19 protein-coding genes are annotated in these 22,634 nt (G+C 71.3%); 4 read left to right on the plus strand and 15 right to left on the minus strand.

Going from position 1 to position 22,634, the window contains the following annotated elements; all coding sequences use genetic code 11:
- Positions 1 to 42 precede the first annotated feature (42 nt).
- The 3 genes from OG607_RS25380 to OG607_RS25390 all read right to left on the minus strand — a co-directional run bounded on the left by OG607_RS25380 (position 43) and on the right by OG607_RS25390 (position 4,445).
- Positions 43 to 1,116 carry a hydrogenase expression protein HypE gene (locus OG607_RS25380; protein WP_405727758.1) on the minus strand — a complete coding sequence of 358 codons (1,074 nt, stop codon included), beginning with the start codon at positions 1,114 to 1,116 and terminating at the stop codon, positions 43 to 45.
- Positions 1,117 to 1,162: 46 nt separating this feature from the next.
- A complete protein-coding gene (locus tag OG607_RS25385; protein WP_405727761.1) occupies positions 1,163 to 2,884 on the minus strand; it encodes a hydrogenase maturation protein in 1,722 nt (573 codons plus the stop codon).
- Positions 2,885 to 2,972: 88 nt separating this feature from the next.
- Positions 2,973 to 4,445 carry a beta-1,6-galactanase gene (locus OG607_RS25390; protein WP_405727764.1) on the minus strand — a complete coding sequence of 491 codons (1,473 nt, stop codon included), beginning with the start codon at positions 4,443 to 4,445 and terminating at the stop codon, positions 2,973 to 2,975.
- Between the two features lie 247 nt (positions 4,446 to 4,692).
- Between OG607_RS25390 and OG607_RS25395 the strand changes: the two genes are divergently transcribed.
- Positions 4,693 to 6,117, plus strand: coding sequence for a glycoside hydrolase family 43 protein (locus tag OG607_RS25395; protein WP_405727767.1), 1,425 nt, complete (start codon positions 4,693 to 4,695; stop codon positions 6,115 to 6,117).
- A gap of 228 nt (positions 6,118 to 6,345) precedes the next feature.
- On the plus strand, positions 6,346 to 7,350 hold the full coding sequence (locus OG607_RS25400) for an isopenicillin N synthase family dioxygenase (protein WP_405727770.1): 1,005 nt from the start codon (positions 6,346 to 6,348) through the stop codon (positions 7,348 to 7,350).
- Positions 7,351 to 7,413: 63 nt separating this feature from the next.
- On the opposite strand, the gene OG607_RS25405 is transcribed toward OG607_RS25400, so the two are convergent.
- The 7 genes from OG607_RS25405 to OG607_RS25435 all read right to left on the minus strand — a co-directional run bounded on the left by OG607_RS25405 (position 7,414) and on the right by OG607_RS25435 (position 13,920).
- A complete protein-coding gene (locus OG607_RS25405; protein ID WP_405727773.1) occupies positions 7,414 to 8,760 on the minus strand; it encodes an amidohydrolase family protein in 1,347 nt (448 codons plus the stop codon).
- 122 nt (positions 8,761 to 8,882) lie between these two features.
- The gene (locus OG607_RS25410) at positions 8,883 to 9,587 is read right to left on the minus strand and encodes a plastocyanin/azurin family copper-binding protein (RefSeq protein WP_405727776.1); all 705 of its coding nucleotides are present in this window, start codon (positions 9,585 to 9,587) and stop codon (positions 8,883 to 8,885) included.
- Entirely contained in the window at positions 9,584 to 10,243 is a 660-nt protein-coding gene (locus tag OG607_RS25415; RefSeq protein ID WP_405727779.1) for a hypothetical protein, read from the minus strand. The genes OG607_RS25410 and OG607_RS25415 overlap by 4 nt, the downstream gene beginning before the upstream one ends.
- Positions 10,244 to 10,358: 115 nt before the next feature.
- Positions 10,359 to 11,408 carry a plastocyanin/azurin family copper-binding protein gene (locus OG607_RS25420; protein ID WP_405727782.1) on the minus strand — a complete coding sequence of 350 codons (1,050 nt, stop codon included), beginning with the start codon at positions 11,406 to 11,408 and terminating at the stop codon, positions 10,359 to 10,361.
- Between the two features lie 50 nt (positions 11,409 to 11,458).
- A complete protein-coding gene (locus tag OG607_RS25425) occupies positions 11,459 to 12,349 on the minus strand; it encodes a copper resistance D family protein (RefSeq protein ID WP_405727785.1) in 891 nt (296 codons plus the stop codon).
- Positions 12,346 to 12,981, minus strand: coding sequence for a hypothetical protein (locus tag OG607_RS25430; protein ID WP_405727788.1), 636 nt, complete (start codon positions 12,979 to 12,981; stop codon positions 12,346 to 12,348). The genes OG607_RS25425 and OG607_RS25430 overlap by 4 nt, the downstream gene beginning before the upstream one ends.
- A 297-nt stretch (positions 12,982 to 13,278) precedes the next feature.
- A complete protein-coding gene (locus OG607_RS25435; RefSeq protein WP_405727791.1) occupies positions 13,279 to 13,920 on the minus strand; it encodes a TetR/AcrR family transcriptional regulator in 642 nt (213 codons plus the stop codon).
- Between the two features lie 73 nt (positions 13,921 to 13,993).
- On the opposite strand from OG607_RS25435, the gene OG607_RS25440 reads away from it, so the two are divergent.
- Positions 13,994 to 14,647: an O-methyltransferase gene (locus OG607_RS25440; RefSeq protein WP_405727794.1), complete on the plus strand. Its 654-nt coding sequence runs from the start codon at positions 13,994 to 13,996 to the stop codon at positions 14,645 to 14,647.
- Between the two features lie 112 nt (positions 14,648 to 14,759).
- On the plus strand, positions 14,760 to 16,652 hold the full coding sequence (locus OG607_RS25445) for a protein kinase domain-containing protein (protein ID WP_405727797.1): 1,893 nt from the start codon (positions 14,760 to 14,762) through the stop codon (positions 16,650 to 16,652).
- Positions 16,653 to 16,660: 8 nt separating this feature from the next.
- Here the strand turns inward: OG607_RS25445 and OG607_RS25450 are convergent, their stop codons facing one another.
- From OG607_RS25450 to OG607_RS25470, 5 genes are read right to left on the minus strand one after another with little or no spacing between them, the layout of a single operon-like run.
- Positions 16,661 to 18,718, minus strand: coding sequence for a TIM-barrel domain-containing protein (locus OG607_RS25450; RefSeq protein WP_405727800.1), 2,058 nt, complete (start codon positions 18,716 to 18,718; stop codon positions 16,661 to 16,663).
- 1 nt (position 18,719) lies between these two features.
- The gene (locus tag OG607_RS25455) at positions 18,720 to 19,547 is read right to left on the minus strand and encodes a carbohydrate ABC transporter permease (protein ID WP_405727803.1); all 828 of its coding nucleotides are present in this window, start codon (positions 19,545 to 19,547) and stop codon (positions 18,720 to 18,722) included.
- Positions 19,544 to 20,431: a carbohydrate ABC transporter permease gene (locus tag OG607_RS25460; protein ID WP_405727806.1), complete on the minus strand. Its 888-nt coding sequence runs from the start codon at positions 20,429 to 20,431 to the stop codon at positions 19,544 to 19,546. The genes OG607_RS25455 and OG607_RS25460 overlap by 4 nt, the downstream gene beginning before the upstream one ends.
- Before the next feature lie 20 nt (positions 20,432 to 20,451).
- Entirely contained in the window at positions 20,452 to 21,699 is a 1,248-nt protein-coding gene (locus OG607_RS25465) for an ABC transporter substrate-binding protein (protein WP_405727809.1), read from the minus strand.
- A 15-nt stretch (positions 21,700 to 21,714) separates the two neighbouring features.
- Positions 21,715 to 22,626, minus strand: a complete 912-nt coding sequence (locus tag OG607_RS25470) for a LacI family DNA-binding transcriptional regulator (protein ID WP_405727812.1) — start codon at positions 22,624 to 22,626, stop codon at positions 21,715 to 21,717.
- Positions 22,627 to 22,634 lie beyond the last annotated feature (8 nt).

A 22,634-nucleotide genomic window follows, 5' to 3' on the forward strand; every position in this document is an offset into this window, starting at 1 on the left:
AGGTTCGGTCGGTCGTGCAGCTGGTGGCCTGATGGGCTGTCATCAGGGCTTGTGGTAGCCGGTGGTGAGCTTGGTCCCGGTGTGGCGCCACTTCGGCTCCTTGTCCACGGTCTTCGCCGTGATGCCGCGCAGCCTGCGGATGGCCGCGCCGTACGCGCCGCTGACCGTGCTGGAGATCTTCGCGCCGGGCGGCTCGTCCATGAACGGCATGAACATGTCGGGGAAGCCCGGCATGGTGCAGGCGATGCAGATGCCGCCGACGTTGGGGCAGCCGCCGATGCCGTCCATCCAGCCGCGCTTGGGGACGTTGCACTTCACGACCGGTCCCCAGCAGCCGATCTTCACCAGGCACTTGGGGGAGTCGTAGGTCTCCGCGAACTGGCCCTGCTCGTAGTACCCGGCGCGGTCGCAGCCCTCGTGCACGGTCGCGCCGAACAGCCAGGTCGGACGGAGCTTGTCGTCCAGCGGGATCATGGGGGCGTTCCCGGCGGCCTGGTGCAGCAGGTATGTGAGCGTCTCGGCGAAGTTGTCCGGCTGGATCGGGCAGCCGGGCACGCACACGATGGGGATTCCGGCCTTGGACTTCCAGCCCCAGCCGAGATAGTCGGGCACGCCCATGGCGCCGGTCGGGTTGCCCTCCATGGCGTGGATGCCGCCGTAGGTGGCGCAGGTGCCGATGGCGACCACGGCCAGGGCCTTGGGTGCGAGGCGGTCGATCCACTCGCTGGTGGTCATCGGCTGGCCGGTCTCGGGGTTGTCGCCGAAACCGCACCAGTAGCCTTCGGCCTTGATCGCCTCGTTGGGGATCGAGCCCTCGATGACCAGCACGAACGGCTCGATCTCCCCGCGGTCCGCCTTGAAGAACCACTCGATGAACGCGTCGGCGCCCTGCACCGGACCGCACTCGAAGTCGATCAGCGGCCAGTGCACGGCGATCTTCGGCAGGCCGGGCAGGGCTCGTAGCGCGATGTCCTCGATGCTCGGGTTGGTCGCGGCGGTCAGGGACACCGAGTCGCCGTCGCAACTGAGCCCGGCGTTGATCCACAGGATGTGGATCGGTGCCTCGTCCTCGTCGGCGACGGCGGGCTTGGCGGTTGCTGCGGTTGTCGCATCCATCGGGATGCCTCCTGGGGGCAGGGGGGCAAAGGCCACATAACGACCTCTACGGTCCTTGGTAACCGGCACCGCGCCGCAGTGCGACATCGAGTTGGGCCGTCCCGGTGACTTTCCCCAGGGGTTCCTTGCGGACGAACGCCCGGCGCAGCGCGTGGTACGGCTCGTCCGGATCGAAGAAGATCCGCCGCATCCGGGCCAGCTCAGCCGCCCGGTACGCGGCCAGCGGCTTCACCACCTCCTGGCGCTCCAGGTCGGCCTTCTTGGCGGCGATCCGGCTCTGCAGCCCCGGCGTGCCGGCCAGCAGCGCCGCCAGCCGCGCCACCTCGGCGCCGAAGGCCTCGGGGCCGCACTCCACCAGCCGGTCCGCCAGCCCGATCCCGACGGCCGAGGCGGCGCTCACCGGCAGTGCCCGCCGGGTCAGTTCGCGGGCGGTGCCGGTGCCCACGCGGCGGGGGAGGCTGTACGTCCAGTACTCGGATCCGTACAGCCCCATCAGTCGGTAGTGCGGGTTCAGCACGACGCCCCGGCGGCACCAGACCTCGTCGGCGGCCAGGGCGAGCATCACTCCGCCGGCCGCGGCGTTGCCGCCGAGCGCGGCGACCACGAGGCGGTCGGTGGTGGTCAGGACGGCCTCGGCGAGGTCGTCCATCGCGTTGATGTTGGCCCAGGACTCCGCCGCCGGGTCCGCCGCCGCCTCGATGACGCCCAGGTGGATGCCGTTGGAGAAGAAGTCCCGCGCCGCGCCGAGCACCAGCACCGAGGTCGGACGGGCGCACGCGGACCGGTACGCGTCCAGCAGGCGGCGGCACTGCGAGGTGCTCATCGCGCCGCCGGGGAAGGAGAACCGCAGCACACCGACCGGGCCGCTCTCCGCGTAACGGATGTCGGTCCAGGTCTCCGTCCCCTGTTCTGGACCCTGTTCCGGCCCCTGTTCCGGCAGCGGCGCGAGGCCGCGGAGCCGGTCGCCCAGCGCCAGCGTCGCCGGCAGCGTGATCCCCCGGCTGCCGTCCGCCGGGCGGTGCCGGAGCTGGGGGATCCACACCGCCCCGTCGGAGGTCGCCCGGCACACCGCGCCCGCCCGGGTCGCGAGCAGCTCCCCGGGACGGCCCCGCAGCCGGTCCTCGGGGTGCCCGCCGTGCAGGAACCAGTCCTCGCCCAGCAGTTCGTCCCGTACGCCGGGCTGGGAGTCCGCCGCCCGCAGCTTGCGCAGCACGGTCTGCGTCGGATCGGCCGACCAGTCGATCCGCCGCTCCACCTGCCTGAGGTACGGGCGGGTACGCGACGGCCCCCGGTGCGGCAGCGGGACGTACGTACCCGACGCGAAGCGGTCCACCGCGAGCAGCACCGCCTCCATGGCGGCGTCCGACACCTCGTTGCGGTACAGGTCGCTCTTGCCCACGGCCGGCACGGGGCAGGGCACGGACGCCCACACCGGCCCGGCGTCCATCTCCTCCTCCGCCTGGAGGACGGTGACGCCCCAGCGCTCGGCGCGCTCGTGGATCGCCCAGTCCAGCGACGACGGGCCGCGGTCGCCCTCGGGGCCCGGATGGACGATGAGGCAGGTGTGCGCCGACCAGATGTCGCGCGGGATCGCCGTCCTCAGCATCGGCGCGATGATCAGCTCGGACGCGTGCCGCCCCGCCGCGGCCCGCACCTGGTCCTCGTCCGCCACCTGCTCCACGGCCACCGTGTGGCCCAGGTCGCCCAGCTCGGCGAACACGCGCTGGGTCAGGCTGTTGAAGGCTGTCGCCAGCAGCAGGATCCGCATTCGGCGATGATGCCGCCGCGCGACGGCCGGCCGGGGGCGGCAGGCCGTCGCGCGGCCACGGGTCACCCGTTCGCTGCGGGCCTGGTGGTCAGATGGTCACGTTGTCTATCTGGAACGTCTGGACCGAGCCGGCGGCGAAGGCCGCACTGAGGGTCTTGCCGGACAGATAGGTGTCGGTGTGGGCGGTGTAGAGATCGCCGGTGCCGGCGGTGACGGTGTTCCAGCGGGGCACGACGCCCCCGGTGCCGCCGGAGACGGTGGTGAAGCCCGAGAGGTTGAAGGTGATCGTCTGGGCGGCGCCGGTGTTGACGGCGACGATGACGAGCCGCTTGGCCGTGGCGTCGTAGGCGGCGACGGCGTTGTTGACGCCGGTGGAGAGGATCTTCATGCCGGGCCGGATGTGCCGGGTGAACTGGGCGAGGGTGTAGTACTTCGTCTGGACGGCGCCGGCCTGCAGGGTGGAGGCGTCGTAGGTGATGAGCGCCCAGTTGGCGGTCGGGTCCATGACCTGCCAGTAGACCCACGCGGTGGGGTGGAGCCAGCGGAAGTCCAGGCAGAGGTTCGAGGCGAGGGTGAGGCCGGTGCCGTCGTTGTCCCCGGTCTCGGAGTTCCACAGGCCCTTGCCGGCGGTGGTGACGACGTCGGTGTAGAGCAGGTCGCGGCGTCCGCCGGAGCCCTGGTAGCCGTGCACGTTGACCCGGTTGACCAGGGCCTTCGTGGTGGAGCTGAAGGAGTTCCAGGTGGTGCGGGCGAGGTCGTAGTTGGTCTCGTCGGAGGCCGAGATGAGGGTGCTGGTCAGGCTGCGGCTGTTCAGTTCGCTGCGCAGATAGCCAAGGATCGTGGCCTGGATACTGGCGTCGATGTGGCAGCCCTCCTGGGTGCCGGTCGCCGTCCACCAGGCGGAAGAGGGCTCGTTGAAGGCGTCCACGGAGGTGAAGTTGACGCCCCAGTTGTTCTTTGCGTACAGGGCCACGCTCGCCAGGTAGGACGCGTGCTGACGGTAGTTCCAGGACTGGAGGTTGTTGCCGCCGCTCGCGGATCCCGAGGGGTTGTGGTTGGCGCACATCCACCACATCGGGGAGTTGGAGAACAGCTCGCTGATCGCCCCGCGTGAGGTGGCCTTGACCAGCATCGCCCGCTGCACGGCGTCGGAGGTCCAGTCCCACGAGGAGGTGGTGGGGTCCTCGCTCGCCCAGTCGTGCCAGTAGCCCTCGATCTGCTTGAACGCCGGGATGTTGGCCGACGCGACCATCGACGAGCCGTTGTAGGTGTTCCAGCTGCATCCGCCGAGGTTGTAGCGGGCGATGTTCAGGCCGAGCCCGGGAAGGGACTTCCCGCCGTACGTGACGGACTTGGTGGTGAAGAAGATGTCCGCGAAGTCGTCCCGGTCCCCGAACACATTGGCCCACCAGGCGAGCGATGTGCCCCAGCCCTCCCAACTGCCATAGGAAGTACCGGGAGTTACGGTGATGCTGCTGTCGGCCCGTGCCGTTCCGGTGGCCAGGGCGCTGCCGAGCAGCGCACCACCGGCGGCCGTGAGCAGGGTCCTTCGTCTCACCATGGTTGTCTCCTGTCGCGCTGGTGTCGTCCCGAGAAGAAGAGTCGGGCCCACGGCGGGGCTGTGTCGAGAGATACGACACGGCTTTCTCTACCGGTTTTCCGAAGGGGTGCTCATAGCGGTGCCCATGGCGGACGGATCAATTCCCTTTGTCATAACGATTGACGTGCACTCACCTCCCCCCTAGCTTTTGATCGATTTGCCGAACTTCGTTCGATATTTCGGTCAACGGTGACCACTTGGAGAGCAGATGAGCGCAATACCCCCCACCGGGCCCCCCACCGGACTCCCCACCGGCTCCGGCCCCTCGCGCAGGCTGTTCCTCGGCATGGCGGCGACGGTCCCGCTGGCCGCGACCGGCGTGCTGTCCCTCGGATCCGGATCCGCCTACGCCGCGGACTCCGCGTACGCGATGTGCTATTTCACCGAGACGACCAGCCTCGGCGCGGGATCCGACTACGGCCTCCATCTCGCCGTCAGCACGGACTCCCTCAACTGGACCCCGCTCAACCAGAACAACCCCCTCGTCACCCCCACCGAGGGCGCCCTCGGCCTGCGCGACCCGTTCATCCTGCGCAAGCAGGACGGCACCTTCGTCGTCCTCGCCACGGACCTCAAGGGCACCGACTGGACCTACGTCAGCCAGTACGTCCACGTCTGGTTCTCCACGGACCTGCGCACCTTCACCGGCTACCACCGCCTCAAGGTGCACAGCATGAACACCCACTCCTGGGCGCCCGAGGCCTTCTGGGACGCGAGCCGGGGCCAGTACGCGCTCATCTACTCGGCCGTCAACTCCACCGGCCACAACGTGATCATGGTGAACTACACCTCGGACTTCATCACCGCCTCGGACCCGCAGGTCTTCTTCGACCCCGGCTACGAGGTCATCGACGGCGACATGGCCGTCGGCGTCAACGGCGTCAACTACCTCTACTTCAAGAAGAACGAGACGCTGGTCGGCGCCAAGTCCACCACCCTCGACCCGGGCAGCTTCACCGAGTTCAGCACCGGCGTCTCCCACGGCGGCACCGAGGCCCCCACCCTCGTGAAGTCGCTGACGTCGAGCACCTGGTACCTGTGGGGCGACACGTACACCCCCAACGGCGTCTTCTACGCCTGGCAGTCCACCGATCTGTCGGCGGGCACCTGGACCGCGCTCGACCAGAAGACCTACACCCAGCCGCTCGACTCCAAGCACTGCGGCGTCACGACCATCAGCACCACCGAGTACAACAACCTGCTCAGCTTCTGGGGCGCCCCCACCTGGAACCGGCTGAAGTCCTACAACTACCCGGGCCGCTACGTCCGCCACTCCAACTTCGTCGGCCGGATCGACGCGTACCCCATCGACCCGCCCACCGACTCGCAGTGGAAGCTCGTCGCGGGCCTCGCCGACAGCTCCGGCGTCTCCTTCCAGTCGGTCAACTACCCGACCCGCTACCTGCGGCACTACAACTACGCCCTGCAGCTCGACGTCAACGACGGCACCTCGGCGTTCGCGGGCGACGCGACCTTCTACCGCACGGCGGGCCTGGCGGACTCGACCTGGTCGTCCTTCCGCTCGTACAACTTCCCGACCCGCTACATCCGCCACTCCAACTACGTGCTGCGGATCGACCCGATCTCCACCACCACCGAGCAGCAGGACGCGACCTTCCGCGTCGGCTACTGACGGACGGACCCCCGGCCCCGAGAAGGCTCGGGGCCGGGGTCCTCGTGGCGATACACGGGCGAAACATCGCTGCGGCACAGTCGTGGCATCGCGTATGTCCGACGTCGTCGGCATGCCAGCCACGGCCGGCGGCTTCACCGCCGGCGGCCGTAGAGGCGCAGGGGCGGTGACTGTGCCTCGTCCACTGGAAGCCGGTTGCCGCGGCAACCCCGCTCGCGAGGAACAGCCATGTCGTCACCTACCGAACTCACCGAGCTCGACCGGGAAAGCCGCATGGGCGGCGAGGGCACCGAGACCCTCTCCCGTCCGGTCCGGCGCATCGACCTCTCCGACTTCGACGCCCGCAGGGCACGGATCACCGAGGAGCTGTGGGACGCCGCCGTCGAGGTCGGCTTCTTCCAGATCCACAACCACGGCATCGACCCGGCCGAAGTGGACGCCGCCTTCGAGGCGGCGCAGCGGTTCTTCGCCCTGCCGGAGCAGACCAAAGGGCAGTACGCCCTGAAAAAGGGGCTCAACTCCGGCTGGGAGAGCCGCAGCCAGGTTCGCCCGTCGACCGGGACGCCGGACCAGAAGGAGTCGTACCAGGTCACCCGCCCGCACATGGACGGGCTGTGGCCGTCGGAGGCCGAGCTGTCCGGGTTCCGGGAGACGGTGCTGCGGTTCGAGCGCCAGTGCTGGGAGGTCGCGATGCGCGTGCTGTCCTGCTTCGCGGACAAGCTCGGCTTCGAGCGGGACTTCTTCGCCGCGTCCCACGATCCGCGGCGGGACGCGTACCAGAGCACGCTACGGCTGCTGCACTACTTCGCGGTCGCGGAGGGCGCGGAGGGCGCGAACGGCGCCCAGGTCCGCTGGCGGGCCGGGGCGCACACCGACTTCGACTGCCTGACCCTGCTGTTCCAGCGCGAGGGCCAGGGCGGCCTGCAGGTGTGCCCCGGCAAGGAGCGCGACGGTGAGCAATGGACGCCGATCGCCGCCACCGCCGACTCCATCACCTGCAACATCGGCGACATGCTGATGCGCTGGAGCGACGACCGGCTCCCGTCCAACTTCCACCGCGTCAGGAGCCCCGGCCCGGACGAGGACCAGGGCCCCCGGCACAGCATCGCCTTCTTCGCCCAGGCCAACCGCGATGTGGTGATCGAGGGCCCGCGGGCCGCCTATCCGCCCATCACCGCGGGGGAGTATCTGCGGCAGCGCATCAACGCGAATTTCGCCCGCGGCCAGGGATGAATTCAGCCCGTCCGGCGATTGAGGACAAAGCGCAGCCGGCGGGCTGCGCAGCCCGCCGAACTCTCAGGCGCAGCTCGGCCACGCCGCCAGCGTGGCGCGCAGCTCCGCCTCGTCCACGCGGGTGCTGCGTCCGTCGCGGATCACGGCCTCTCCCGCGACCAGGACGGTGTCGACCACCCGGTGGCTGCCGGTGGTCAGGAGGGTCGCACCGGGGTCGCGGACGGGGAGGCAGCCGAAGTCGCGGTCGAAGCGCAGCAGGGTGAGGTCCGCCTGGCCGCCCGGCAGTACCCCGTCGGGGCGGGGTTCCAGCCCGAGCACGGCGTTGGCGCCGTCGGCGGCCATGGTGAGCATGTCGGCGAAGCCGAGGAGATCCGCCCTGCGGTGGGCCGCCCGCTGGAGGTAGGAGCCGATGCGCATGGCCTCCAGCAGGTCCTGGGTGTCGTTGCTGGCGGCGCCGTCCACGCCGAGCCCGACGGGCAGTCCGGCCGCCAGCATGGCCGGCACCGGGGCGACGCCGCTGCCCAGACGCATGTTGCTGAGCGGGTTGTAGGAGACGGCGACGCCGTGCCGGGCGAGGGCCGCCTGCCCGGCCGCGTCCAGTTCGACGCAGTGGACGGCGAGCAGCCGCTCCCACAGGAAGCCGTTCTCGGCGAGGAAGTCGACCGCGCCGAGCCCCGTGCGCTCCCGGCACATCTCCTCGTCGGTGGCGGTCTCCAGCAGATGGATGGAGACCGGGAGCCCGCGCTCCTGGGCGTAGGCGCGGACGGCCCGCATGCCCTCGGGGGTGAGCGAACGCGGATTGGGCACGGCCAGCCCGAGGGCGATGCGGCTGCCCTGGACGGCGGCGGCGAGCTTGTCCGTATGGGCGAAGAGCCCGTCGAGCGGCTGGAGCAGCCGGGGATCGATGCCCCAGCGCCGGGTGGCGTCGGCGCGGTCGGCGACGCCCCGGCACAGCACGGCCCGCACCCCGGTGTCCTCCAGGGCGCGGATCACCGCGTCGTGGACCTCGGCCGACCTGTGCGGCCACATGTGCTCGACCAGGGTGGTCGTGCCGCTGCGCAGTGCCTCCAGGCTCGCCGCGACGGCGGCGGTGTACGCGGCTTCGGGGGTGAGCGCGACGGTCTCCTCCCCGACCAGGCGCAGCCAGGACAGCAACGGCTCGCCCTCCCCGATGCCGCGCATCAGCGCCTGGTGCAGATGGGTGTGGGTGTTGACCAGGCCGGGGATGAGGTGTGCCCCCTCGGCGTCCAGGACCGCCGCCCCCTCCGCCGCCGGTACGGTGCCGTGCGGGACGAGCGCGGTGATCCGGCCCCCGGCGAGGTGGACGTCCTGACCGGGGAGCCATGCGCCACGGCTCCAGACGGTTGCGCGCGCGATGGTGCCGATGTGCTGGAGCGGGCCGACGGCCATCTTTCCTCCCGGAGATCACGGTGAAAGGTGGCTGGTTCACGCCCGCTGAGGACAGGCCGTCTCCCGGCCGTTGGCAGCCATGACCGGGGTGCGGACGAAGGTAGGGGGCGGAGGTTTCCGCGTCATTGCCCGGAGGAAACCGCCGCGTCAGCGTTCGCGGCTCGCGAGCCGACCAGCAGCAGGCACAGTACGGCGACGCCGGCGACGATGCCGGTCAGCAGCAGCAGGGGTTGCAGGGGCCGGGCGGCGGAGGCGGCCTGCATCCCGGTCGACGGCTGTGGGGAGACGGCCGGCTGGGCGGCGGCTGCCGTGGGATTGGCGGACGGGCTGTCGGCGGCGGCCGGGGCTGCCGCACTTGTCGCGGTGCTCGGTGTCATCGTCATCGACTTCATGCTGTGGTGGGTCATGGCAGGGGTGGGGGTGCGGACGGTGCGCCGGGTGGGAGCGGGAGTGGGAGTCCGCGTGGCGGCGGGTTTGACGATGAGCTGTGCCGTCATGTCGGGGTGCACGGTGCATACGTACGCGTAGGTGCCGGGTGTGGTGAAGGTGTAGCTCCAGGAGCCGCCCTTGCTGAGCATGGGCGAGTGGATGGTCACGGGGCCGGAGGTGGTCTTGACGTCGTGCGGGGCGGTGTCGTCGTTCGTCCATACGACGGTGTCCCCGGCGGTGACGGTCATGCTGCGGGGGCTGAAGGCGTAGCCGGACATGGCGATCCGGTGGGTGGCCGCCGCCCGGGCGGGAGCGGCGGGGAGCAGGGTCAGGCCGGTGAGGGCGAGGACTGCGGCGGCCAGCAGCAGCCGGATGCCGGTACGGAGGCGGGCGGTCACACGAACTCCGCGGCGACGAGCAGACGCAGCCGGTCTGCGGGGCGGGTACGGGGCAGGGGCAGCGAAGCGCTGCGGCGCAGGTCCCGGCAGGGCACCTGGGTGTTCCCGGTGACGGTCAGCCCGTCGTCGGTGCGCCGGACGATACGCAGCCACCAGACGGCCGGGACGGTGGCACGGTGCACGGCTAGGGTCTGTCCGGCCGATCCTGGTCGGTCAGACCGCGGCGGCTGGTGCGGTGCATCGCAAGGCGCCGAAGTGCTCACAGGGTGGTTTCCTGTGGGCACTTCGGCAACGCCGCGAGGTGCCGTGCCAGGCGCTGCGGCCCCGGGCAGGATCGGCCGGACAGGCCCTAGGTGGCCATGGGCGATCAGATGGGTCGCCTCGGGGCCGTCGGCGGGGCGGCGGGCGAAGTCGGTGCCGGTGAAGGAGAGGGTGCGCTGCCGCAGCGGGCCCCCGGTCAGGTGCAGTTCGAGGGCGCTGGTCCGGGGCTCGTCGGTGATGGCGAGGACGGCGGACACGACGGTGAGGCGGCGGCGCAGGGTGACGAACGGGCCGAACCGGGCGGTGAGTTCGATGATGCACCGGCCGGGCGGGGCGGCGTACGTCCCGGGGCGCGGGAGCCAGTCCTGGCTGCGGGGGAGGGTTTCGGTGGTCATGGGATGCACCTCGGTGCTCAACGCAAGGGACAATGGTGTGGGCGGCGGGCCGGCCGATTGCGACTCGGCCGGCCCGCCGTTCCCGATCTCCGTTACTGCGTCATGCCGTACGCCGTCAGCAGGAGGTCGTCAGGTAGCTCTCGGTGGGAGCGAGCAGGTGCTCGGCCCAGACGGTGTGCGTCTTGATGTAGGCGTCGGGGTTGAGGATGTCCGCCACCTGCTGGCCCAGTGACTCCTCCAGGTGCGCGGAATTGATGTGCTGCAGGATGACGGTCAGTGTCTGGTCGAGGGTGGCGCCGGTGCCGTTCACCGTCGGGGTGATGATCGACTCGATCCACACGGTGTGCAGCTTGATGTAGCTGTCGAGGGCGAGTGCGTCCTGGACCTGCTGGCTCGGTGACTCGCCCAGGTGCGCGGAGTTGATGTGCTGCAGGATCGGCAGCAGCGACTGCTGGATGCTGTAGCACTCGTCGCCGGTGCCTCCGCCGGTGCCTCCGCCGGTCGAGCCGCCGGAGGTGCTGCCGCCGGACATGCCGCCCATGTCACCGCCGGACGTGCTGCCGCCGGTCGTGTCACCGCCGGTCGAACTGCCGCCGGTGGAGCCGCCGGTCGTGCTGCCGCCGGAGGTTCCGCCGGTGCTGGTGCCGCCGCTGGTGCCCGAGCTGTCGTCGACGACCGTGATCTTGGCGGTCATGTCGGGGTGCACCGCGCAGTAGTAGTCGTAGGTGCCGGCCTTGGTGAAGGTGTAGCTGAAGCTCTGCCCCTTGCTGAGGTTGCCGGAGTCGAACGACGCCGGACCGCTGGTGGTGGTGACCGTGTGGGGCGCGGTGTCCTCGTTGGTCCACTTCACGGTGTCGCCGACCTTGACGGTCAGGCTCTTCTGCGCGAAGGCGTAGTCCTTGATGGCGATGGTGTAGTCCGCCGCGTCGGCCGCGCTCACGGCGGCGGGCTCGGCCTGGGACTGCGTCACCGACTGGGTGTCGGCGACCGGGGCGGCGGTGGACGGGGTCTGCGCCGCTCCGGCGGTGGACTGGAGCAGTGCCAGGCAGGCCACGGCGGTGGCCGCCGCGGCGAGCCCGGCGGTCAGCAGTACGCGGTTGCCGCGCCGGGCCGGCAGCCTGCGCCGCTTGTCGGCGCGGGCGTCGGACTCGTTGTCGTCGTTCACGTCGGTTGTCTCCTGATCGAGTGGGGGACGGGGCGGGGGAGGAACGGCGGTCACCGGCCGGGATTGGCGGTGACCAGCAGACTCGTCGCGACGAGTACGGCCAGGACGAGAGCCGTCTCGGCGGCGACCGAGCGGATGAAGGGCCGGACCGTTGCGCGGTCACCGCGCAGCAGTACGGCGATGTCGAGCCGGGTGCGAACCCAGCTCCGGCTGCGCGAGGCGGCGAGCAGGACGACCGCCAGCAGCGCGAGTTTGATCAGCAGCAGGTGTCCGTACGAGGTGTGCAGCAGCGCCCCGAACGAGCCGACCACCTGCCATGCCAGGACCACCCCGGCGGCGGCGATCGCGGTGACGGACACGGCGGCGAGTGTCGAGTAGCGGGGGACGACGACCGCCAGCTCTTCCGCCCGGCGCCGCGGGAGCACGCCGACCAGAAGGAGGGTCAGCCCGCCGATCCACAGCGAGACGCCCGCCAGGTGCACCAGGTCGGCGACCGCGCCCCAGCCCGGATGGCTGCCCTCGGCGTCGTGGCCCGCCATGCCGACCGTACGCAGCAGGCCGAGGCAGACCGCCGCCGCGCCGACCCGCCAGCCCGGGGAGCGGGCCGTCCGCCCGCCGCCCTGCAGCACGGCGGTCAGCACCACCGCGCCCAGCACCCACAGCAGCGCGCGGGCGGCGAGCACGACGCCGAGGTCGGTGGTCAGCAGACCGCTGTACGTGGCCGGGTCGAGGGTGTCGCCGAGCCCGCCGCCTGCCGCGTACGCCCCCTGCAGCCCGGCCGCCGCCACGGTGGACAGCAGTCCGGCCGCCCAGGCGACGGTCAGTACCGTACGGGTACGCCGGTCGCCGGCACCCTGCGGCCACAGGGCCGCGACGAAGCCCAGGCCGCCGGCGAAGAGCGCGAGCGCCAGATACCCGGTCCAGTGGGCAGCCGCAATCACGGCGTCGCCTGCGCGGACGCGGTGGGCGATGCCAGGATGCCGAGGCAGACCGACCGGGACGTGGCGGCGGGAGAGGGTGTCGCCGACGGCGAGGCGGTCGCGCCGGTGCCGAGCAGGCCGTCCAGCAGATCGGTGACCGGCTTGGTGACACCTTCCAGCAGTGGCTGTACGAGATGGACCTGACCGTCGGAGCACGGCTGGGAGGCGGACGGCGACGGGTCGGCCGAGCCTGAGGGGCCCGGCGTCGGCGAAGAGCCCGCGCCACCGCCCGTACCAGCGCCGCCTGTTCCGCCCGTGCCGCCATCGGTCCCCGAGCCCCCGCCCGGAAGGCTGCCAAGGCCGCTTTCCGACTGGTCGGCCACGGGCAGCATTCCGGCTCCTTCCGTACCGCCGCCGTCGCCGGGCCCTGTGGCGGGGCCGGTGGCGCTGATGTCCGGCGGCGGGGCGCTGCCCGGCTCGGCCGTGGGTTGCGGTGCGGCCGAGGCGGGCGGGGCCGCCAGTTGCACACCGGCGGCGGGGGCGCCGATACCGGAGGCGTATCCGAGAACGACGACCACCAGCGCGACGAGCGCACCGGCCACAATCTCGTCGCGATGATCCCCGGGCCAGGAAGCCCTGGCGAAGAAGGGCATGGTCTCTCCAGACATGCTCAGGTCAAAGCCGATGCACAGGAGTGGACCGGTATGAGGATTCCCGGCGGCTACGCCGCGGTTAATCCGCGATTCGGTGAGCCTCTCCGCGACAGGAACCCCGATGTGAGAAGGGATTAGCCGCTGAATGCCGACAATGCGGCCGTGGAGAATTGGAAAAGAATCGAACGCGCTAATGGAACGCGCATGCGAGGGAATTGCCGGCGCTCGTTGCGCCGAATGCAAATTCGATTTCAGGGAAGGCGGGGGTGGTGCTCGCGGCCTACCTGGTCCTGGCCGTCAATCCCTGGCCCGGCGCAGGAAAGCGTCGACGAGGCGGTCGGTGAAGTCCTCGCCGACCGGCTCGCCCGTCACCAGGACGCGGTAGTAGAGGGGTCCCACGAGCTGGTCGGCCTCGGCTGCCAGGTCCAGGTCGGGGGACAACCGGCCTCGCTGGAGGGCGCGTTCGAGCGGCAGGCGGTCGCGGCGGCGCTGTGCGTCGAGGTACTTGGCGCGGAAGTCCGCGGCGAACACGGGATCGTGCTGGGCCTGGGCGATCAGCGCCCGGAAGACGGCGCCGGCGTCGGAGCGGCCGAGGAAATCGGCGAGTTGGCGCAGGTGGGCGCGCAGATCGAGGGCGAGGTCGCCGTGGTCGGGCAGCGGCAGGTCCTCGGCCGCGTCCTGGAGGAAGGCGTCCATGAGGACATCGGTCTTGGTGTTCCACCAGCGGTAGATGGTCTGTTTGGCGACCCCGGCCCGAGTCGCGATGCCCTCCATCGTGACGCCGGCGAAGCCCTTCTCGACGAGCAGGTCGTCGGCCGCCTCCAGTACCGCCTGCCGGGCCTGCTCGCTGCGGCCGTGCCGGTTGCCGTGGTGCCGGCTGCGGTCGTGCCGGGCAGGTCGGTCCGGCACCGGTCCGGCAGTTCCTGTCGCGGATCCCATGCCGCCAAAGTACCCGCTCCGACGCCGGACTCCGACCCTGGACTAGACGCAACGTCTCGTCTAGTCTGGCCGCATGACATTAACCCACACCCTCGCCGACCCTCGGGTCGAGACCGCGCTCAGCCGGATGTTCGCGCTCGCCGCGCACGACGAGGACGCGGCTCCCGTCAGCGGTTTCGCGGCGAAAACCCCGCAGGAACGGGCCGACGCCACCGCCGGGATCTACATGCCGATCTCCGCCACGGGCGGACAACTGCTCTACAACCTGGTCCGGGCCGTCCGTCCGGCCACCGTCGTCGAGTTCGGCACGTCCTTCGGGATCTCCACGCTGTACCTGGCCGCCGCGGTACGGGACAACGGCACCGGACGCGTCATCACCACGGAACTGAGCAAGGACAAGATCGCCTCCGCCCGCCGCACCTTCGCCGAGGCCGGCCTGGACGACCTGATCACCGTGCTGGAGGGAGACGCCCTCGAAACCCTCGGCGGCCCCGGCGGACTCGGCGGCCCTGCCGGTTTCGTTCTGCTCGACGGCTGGAAGGACCTGTGCCTGCCGGTGCTGCGGCTGCTCGAACCGCACCTGGAGCCCGGCACCCTCGTCGTGGCCGACGACGTCGAACTGAGCGACCTGCGGCCCTATCTCGACCACGTACGCGACCCGGCGAACGGCTACCGGAGCGTAACCTTCCCCGTCGAGGACGGCATGGAGATCAGCTGCCGCCTGTGACCTGGGGATTCCAATCCTGACACCCCCAAGTCCCCTGTGACAGAGGGGATTTAGGCTACTGTCGCGCTCGTACAGCTGCGCGAGAGAGAACCGGGATCTCGATGTGAAGGCCGTGGAATCGCCCCCGTTGGTCCCGCTGCGGGATGGCGACCCCCGACAGGTCGGGCCCTACGCCATGATGTCCGTGCTCGGCAGCGGCGGGATGGGACGGGTCTACCTGGGCCGGGACACGACCGGCGGGCGCGGCCTGGCCGCCGTCAAGGTGATCCGGCCCGAGTACGCGGACGATCCGCAGTTCCGGAAGCGGTTCGAGCGGGAGGCCCACGCGCTGGCCCGGGTCCAGGGGCCGTACACCGCACAGCTGCTCGGCACTGGTATCGACGCCGAACTGGTGTGGATGGCCACCGAGTACATAGCCGGGCCCAGCCTCTCCACGGCCGTCGCCGAGAGCGGGCCGATGGACGCGGCGACGGCCTGGCGCCTCATCGCCGACCTGGCGCAGGCGGTCCAGGCCATCGCGCGGGCGGGGATCGTGCACCGCGACCTCAAGCCGTCCAACGTGATCCTGGCGCCCACCGGCGCCCGCGTGATCGACTTCGGCGTCGTCCAGGCCACCGACGCCAGCTCCATCACCACCACGGGCCATTTCGTGGGCACCGCCTCCTTCATGTCCCCGGAGCAGGCGCGAGGCAGGCAGGTGACCACCGCCTCCGACGTCTTCTCGCTGGCCTCCACCCTGGCCTACGCGCTCTCCGGCAGCGCGCCCTTCGGCGACGGCACGGGCGTCGACGTCATGCACCGGGTCGCGTACGAACCGCCCCGGGACGAGGTCCTGGACCGGATCACCAGCCTCGATCCGGGCCTGGTCACGCTCATCGTCGCCTGCCTGGACAAGGAGCCCGAACGCCGTCCGACCCCCGAGGCGCTCTTCGCGACGGCCATCGCCCACCAACTGCCCAGCCCCGCCCCCCGCCCGGCGGCAGGCCGCACCCGCCCCCGGGCTCACGCCCGCGTGACTCCGACTCCGCCCCCGGCGGCCGTGCCGTCCACGGCACCCGGCTCCCGTAGGAGCCGCAGGCGCCGTAAGAGCCGCATGGTCATGGCCTGCGCCGCCGCCCTCGTGGCCCTCGCGGTCGTCGGCGGGACCGTGGCGCTGCTGAGCCGGGGTGGCGGCGACCCGGCACCGTACGACGCCCAGCCCGTCCCCGACGAGACGGTCAGCGGGCCCGCCGCCCCCGGCGCCTCGCCGGAGGCGACACTCCCGACGTCGCCCTCGTCCGCCCCGACGCCGTCGCCCTCGCTCGATGTGTCGAGTCTCGACATCCGCACGTCAGCCTGCCCCGCGAAGATCACGCCGGGCGCCACCGGCCCCTGCGTCAGCGCCCTTCGGCTCCTCCTGGGCGGCTGGGGCCTGGACGTCTCCGCCGGTCAGCGCTTCGACCTGCAGACCCTCATCGCCGTCAGGCTCTTCCAGACCGAGGCCGGAATCCCCGCCAACGGCATCGTCGACGCCCGCACCAAGACCTTCCTCTACAGCCGCGCCCGCGGCGCCGTCCACGCCGGGCCGCTCACCGTCACCGAGTCCGTCAACGCCGTCGACGCCGTCCGCTGCCTCGACTCCGGCTTCGCCTCCGTGGGCACGAAGGTCCAGGTCTGGGACTGCGACCGCTCCGACCACCAACAGTGGGCCCTCTACCGCGTGCCCGCCCACGACGACCAGTACATCGTCGTCCACCGCGCCGACCACGCCTGCCTCACCGCCGACGCCGCCACCGCCGGCCGGAACGGCCAGAAGATCAACACCCGCGCCTGCACCGGTCTCGGCGCTCAGCGCTGGACACTCGGTGCCACCGCCGCCGCCTCGGGCGGCAGCGGCCGCACCCTCGTCAGCGTCCCCGACGGCTTCTGCCTCGACGCCGACGCCCAGCTGGACGGCAAGAACGGCCAGACCGCCCAGGGCTGGGGCTGCGCCGGCAGCCGCAACCAGGTCTGGACGTGGCGCTGAGGGCCCGTTCAGACACCACCCAGCGGCAGCGCAGTGCCGGAGCGCACCCACAACGGCGCCGTGGCCAGGGGAAGTTCTACCTCCTGCCAGCCCGGGCCGCCGATCGCCGCGCCGCCGGCGTAGGGCAGCCACGCGCCCGGCGGGAACCAGACCTGGCGTCGGCCGCCCGGCGCGTGGAGCGGGGCGACCAGCAGGTCCGGGCCGAGCAGATACTGCAGGTCGGCGGCGTGGGCGTCGGGGCGGCCGGGGTGGTCCAGCGGCATGGGGCGGGCGAGGGGCTCGCCGGTGCGTACGCAGTCGGCGGCCGCCGAGAGCAGGTGGGGGAGCAGGCGCATACGCAGCCGGGCGGCGTGCAGGACGGCCGCATAGGCCTCCTGGCCGAAGGCCCAGGGGAGGCGGGAAGTCATGCCGTGGAAGCGGCTCAGCGGTGACAGGAGGCCGAACTGGGCCCAGCGGACGAAGAGTTCGGGGCTCGGGGTGCCGTGAAAGCCGCCGATGTCGTGGCTCCAGAAGGGGTGGCCGGTGAGGCTGAGGGACAGGCCCGCCCGGAGCGTGGCGGCGAGGTCCTGCCAGGTGGAGTCGGCGTCGCCGGTCCACTTGGCGCCGTGCCGCTGGCCGCCGGTCCAGGAGGAGCGCCCCCAGGTGAGGCCGGGGCCGCCGGCGACCGCACGGGTGGCCTCGGCGACCAGGTCGTTGTAGAGCAGCGGGTACAGGTTGTGCAGGCGCTCGCCGGTCATGCCGTTCCAGGCGACGGCGTCCGCCGGGACCGCCTCGCCGAAGTCCGTCTTGAGGACCGACGCCCCGCTCGCCAGCGCGTCCCGCACCCGCCCCGCGAACCACGCCACGGCCTCGGGGTGGGTGAGGTCCAGCAGCGAGACATCGGGGTGGTGGCCGCCCCAGAGCTGGCCGGTCCAGGTCCTCCCGTCCGCCGTGTGCAGGAACCAGCCCTCGCGCTCGGCCTCCTCGTAGTAGGGGCTGCCGACCCCGATGTACGAATTCATCCACAGCGAGGTGTGGAAGCCCTGCACGGCCAGCTCCTCCACCAGCCCTCGCGGGTCCGGGAAGGCGTCGCCGTCCCAGCGCATGTCGGACCAGGAGCCGTGCGGCTGCCAGTAGGTGTCGATGTGCAGCACGTCGCAGGGGAAGCCGCGTTCGCGGATCTCCTTGGCCCGATCGCGTACCGAGGCCGCGGTGTCGTGCAGGAAGCCGCCGGAGATCCACGGCCCGAAGGCCCACTCGGGCGGCAGCATCGCCGGGCCGGTGAGGTCGCGGTAGGCGGCGAGGCACTCGGCCGGGGTGCCGGCGACCAGGTAGTAGTCGAGCACCTCGTCGGGGACGGTCACCGACCAGGCGGCGGTGTTGCTGTGGGCGAGGTCGAAGGACGCGGCGGTGGTGGTGTCGACGAGCACGGCGTAGCCCCGGCTGGACAGCAGCCAGGGGACGGCCTTGTAGGAGCGGGCGCCGGTGCAGCCCATGGAGTCCTGGATCCAGCAGTCGACCCGCTGTCCGCGCAGGTCGAGGCCGGTGAAGCGTTCGCCGAGGCCGTAGAAGTGCTCGTCCGGCTCCGCGGTCCAGCTGTCGTGGTACGCCAGGCCGCCGCCGGCCAGCTCGGTGACGCCCATCGGCAGGACGGTCAAGGCGCCCCCGGAGTGCCGCATGCCGCTGGCCTGGCGGACAAGCGCCCGGCCGTCCCGGTCGGTGGTCTCCAGCCCGAACGGCGCGAGCCGCACCCGGACCCGCAGCCCCCCGAGGTCCAGCACCACCTCCTCCTCCGGGTGCTCCACGCCGTAATGGACGCCGGCCGGCTCCCGCACCACGGACACCCGGGGTTCGGCCGGCACCTCCGCCATGCGCAGGGTGACCCGTACGCAGGTCTGCGTCGCGGGACGCAGCATGAGCGTGCCGGTGCGGCCGGCGGCGGTGATCACGTCCAGCAGCACCCCGTCGGTGCCGATGTGGGCCACCGAGGCGGCGACGACCGGGTCGAGCGCGTCGGGCCCGGCCGGGACGAGGGGCACGGGCGGGGCGACGTAGGGGAGGTAGTCCCGGGGATGCAGTGAGGGCATGTCAGGCCTTGACGCTTCCTGCGGTGAGCCCGCCGACGATGAAACGCTGGAAGATCGCGAACACGCACACCACGGGAACCCCGACGATCGTCGCGGTGGCCATCAGCGGCCCCCATGAGGTGCCGTACTGCCCGGCGAAGGTGTTCAGCACGACGGTGACCGGCTGTACGTCCGGCTGCTTCGCGAGGGTGAGGCCGAAGATGAACTCGCCCCAGCCGAGCAGGAAGGACAGCCCCGCCACCGCGACCAGCCCGGGCACCATCACCGGAACGACGATACGCAGCAGCACGCCGAGCCGCCCGCACCCGTCGACCAGCGCCGCCTCCTCCAGCTCGACCGGGACCGCGCGCAGCAGCGGACGCAGCACGATCACCGCGAAGGGCAGGGTGAGGGTCGTGTCGGCGGCGATCAGGCCCAGGTAGGTGTCGTCCAGCCCGGCGCGGCGCTCCAGGATGAACAGCGGGGCCGCCAGCACGATGCTCGGCAGCAGCTGGGCGATGAGCAGCGCGAGCACCAGGGACCCCGCGCCGCGCATCGGCAGCCGGGCGAGCGCGTAGCCGAGCGGCACACCGAGCACCAGGGTGAGGGCGACCACGCCGCAGGAGATCACCAGGCTGTTGAGCAGGGCCCTGGTCAGCGCTTCGTTCGCGAACGCCGTCGCGTAGTTCTGCGTCGTGAACGGCGCCGGGATCCACTGCGGATGCGCCACCAGGATCCGGTCCGGCTTCTTCAGACTGGTGCTGACCATCCAAAGCACCGGCAGCAGGAACACCGCCGTGATCAGCACCGCGGCCGCGGTGAGCAGCCAGGGCTGCCGGGGCGGCTTCATGCTCCCGCCCTCTCCTCGCGGCGCAGCCGGCGTACGTAGAGCCCCGCCGCGAGCAGCGGCACCGCGAGCAGCAGCAGCCCGGCGGCGGCGCCCTGGCCGAACCGGAAGTACGTGAAGAAGACCTGGTAGACGTAGAGCGACAGCACGTCGGTGGCGTCGACCGGGCCGCCTCCCGTCATCACGAAGACCAGGTCGAAGACCTTGAACGTGTAGATCAGGCCCAGCAGCAGCACCGTCACCGACACCGGCCGCATCAGCGGGAGCGTGATCAGCCGGAATCGCTGCCACGCGTTCGCACCGTCGATGGCGGCCGCCTCGTGCAGCTCGCGGTCGATGCCGTGCAGCCCGACCAGGAGCAGCAGCATGTTGAAGGGCACCCCCACCCAGATGTTGGCGAAGATCACCCCGCCCAGCGCGGTGCCCGGGTCGCTGAGCCAGTCGTGCGACAGCGCCCCCAGCCCCGATGAGCGCAGCAGCGCGTTGTACGCGCCCGAGTCGCCGTCGAGCATCCACTTGAACAGCGTGCCGCTGACCACCGGCGGCAGCAGCCAGGCCATCAGCAGCAGCGACCGCAGCAGCCCGTTCAGCGGGAACGGCCGCGCGAAGAGCAGGGCCAGCGCGAAGCCGATCGTGAACTGGAACACCAGCGACCCGGCGGTGAACACCAGCGACGCGCGTACGGCATGCCAGAAGGCCGGGTCGGCCACGACGGCCCGGTAGTTGGCCAGCCCGTCGAAGGGGGCCGGCCCGCCGAGCAGGCTGCGCAACCCCACGTCGTGGACCGAGTTCCAGGCGTTGTAGAGCAGCGGGTAGGCCAGGAACAGGGCCAGGAAAACAAGCCCGGGCAGCGAGAACCATCCAGCCCGTCCGGCGTTTGAGGACACGCCCGACGGGCGTTTGGGGGTCACGACCGACCCAGCGCCGTGTTGATCTTCGTTGCCGCCGCGGCTGCCGCCGCGCGGGGTGTCGCCGACCCCGTGATCACCGCCTGCTCCGCCTCGGCGACAGCCGTCGACGCGTCGGTGTAGTGCGCCCCGTACAGCCGGGGCCGGGCGATGGACAGCTGGCTGATGAAGAGCTCCAGCACCGGGTCGGACGCCCATGTCCCCGAATGCGCCAGATCGCTGCGCGCGGGGAGGTCGCCGAAGGCCTCCAGGTAGGGCACCAGGGCCGAGGGTTTCTGGCTGTACTCCAGGACCTCCCAGGCCGTGTCCAGGTGCTTGCCGCCCGCCATCAGCACCCAGTTCTCGCCGCCGAGGCAGGTGGCGGAGGTCTTGTCGGAGGGCAGGGGGACGACGTTCCACTCCAGGTCGGCCTTCTTGAGGGTGGGGACCTGCCAGGGGCCGTTGATCTGCATGGCGGCGCGTCCGGTGATGAACCGGGCGTTGACGTCCTGCTGGGTCCAGCCCACGCAGCTGGGGGACAGCGAGCCCTTGACGACCAGGTCCCCGATGAAGGACAGCGCGGTGGCGCCGTAGGTGGAGAAGGTGTTCAGGTCGCCGCCGGCCTGCCACAGGAAGGGCAGGAACTGGAAGGTGCCCTCCTCGGTTTTGATCGCGCTGATCGCCAGTCCGAAGCGGTCCCCGGAGGTCAGCCGCTGGGCGGTGTCGGCCAGTTCGTCCCAGGTGGCGGGGGGTTTCACACCGGCGGCCCGCAGCAGCTCGGTGTTGTAGTAGAGGGCCAGGCAGTTGCTGTTGTTGGGGATCCCCAGGGTCTTCCCGCCGATCTGGCAGCTGGCCCAGGGGCCGTGGTAGTACTTCGACGCCTGGCCCCAGGCCTTGACCCGGTCGGTGAGGTCGGCGAGCAGTCCGCTGCTGCCGAGGGAGTTCATGGAGACGTTGTCGATGATGGCGATGTCCGGGAGATCGCCGGAGACCGCGCCGAGGGTGAGGGCGTTGACCAGGTCGGCGAAGGGGAAGGCCCGGCGCCGGATCTTCACGCCGGGGATGGCGGACTCGATGTCGGCGATGAGCGCCTTCGAGCCGGCCTGGAAGTTCGGCGGGGTGAAGTAGTCCCACCAGGTGAGGGTGACCGTGCCCTTCTGGCCGGAACCGCAGGAGGCCAGGGCACCGCCGAGGCCGACGGCGGCGGCTCCCGCACCGGCCGCGCCGGCCGCACGAAGGAAACCACGACGGTCGACGGTCTGCGACATGCTTGGCTCCAAGGGTCAGAAGTTGAGGTCGTCCAGGTCGTCCAGGTCGGACTCGTCCCCGGGGGCCGGGCGGAAGGGGCCGGTGCTGGCCCGCAGCGAGATCAGGGGCCTGAGCAGGACGTGCCGGGGAGGGGCCTCGGGCGAGGCGAGCCGTTCCACCATCAGCTCCACCGAGACCCGGCTCATCTCGCGGGCGGGCACCTCGGCCGCCGTCAGGGCGGGGGTCACCCGCTCCGCCCAGGTGCCGGCCACCACGCCGACGACGGAGAAGTCCCGCGGCACGCTGCGGCCGTGGCGGATGAGCCCGAGGTACAGGCCCCCGAGGGCGGCCTCGTTCATGGTGACCAGCGAGCTGGTCGCCGGGTCGTCCCGCAGGATCCGCTCCAGGCAGCTCTCGCCCGAGGCGAAGTCGTCGCCGCACTGGTACGTGTTCCCGGTCAGGCCCAGCTCCGCCATGGTCTTGGTGAAGCCCTCAAGCCCGAGGTGCGAGGGGCCGTACCCGATCTGGAAGAGCTGTTCGGACCGGTTGACGAAGGCGATCCTCTCGTGGCCCAGGTCGCACAGGTGACGTACGCAGCCGGCCGCCAGCCCGGCGAAGTCCAGGTCGACCCAGCTCATCTCGTCCGACCTGCGGTTCCGCCCCATGGTGACGAAGGGGAGGGACGCCTTCAGCAGGTGGTCGACCCGGTCGTCCTCCCGCCGGATCTCCATGAGGATCAGGCCGTCCACCCGCCGGTCGCCGACCATCCGCCGGAACGAGGCGTCGCCCTCCGCGTCGCTGGGGGAGAGCAGCAGGTCGTAGTCGTGTCCCGCCGCGTACTCGGCGATGCCCCCGATGAAAGTGAGCTGCATCCCGGTGTAGTCGTGGTCGGGACCGGCCGGCGGGTAGACGAGCCCGAGGGTGTGCGTACGCCGTTCCGTCTCCATCTCCGGTT

The organism is Streptomyces sp. NBC_01537 (assembly GCF_045040445.1).
GTDB lineage: Bacteria > Actinomycetota > Actinomycetes > Streptomycetales > Streptomycetaceae > Actinacidiphila.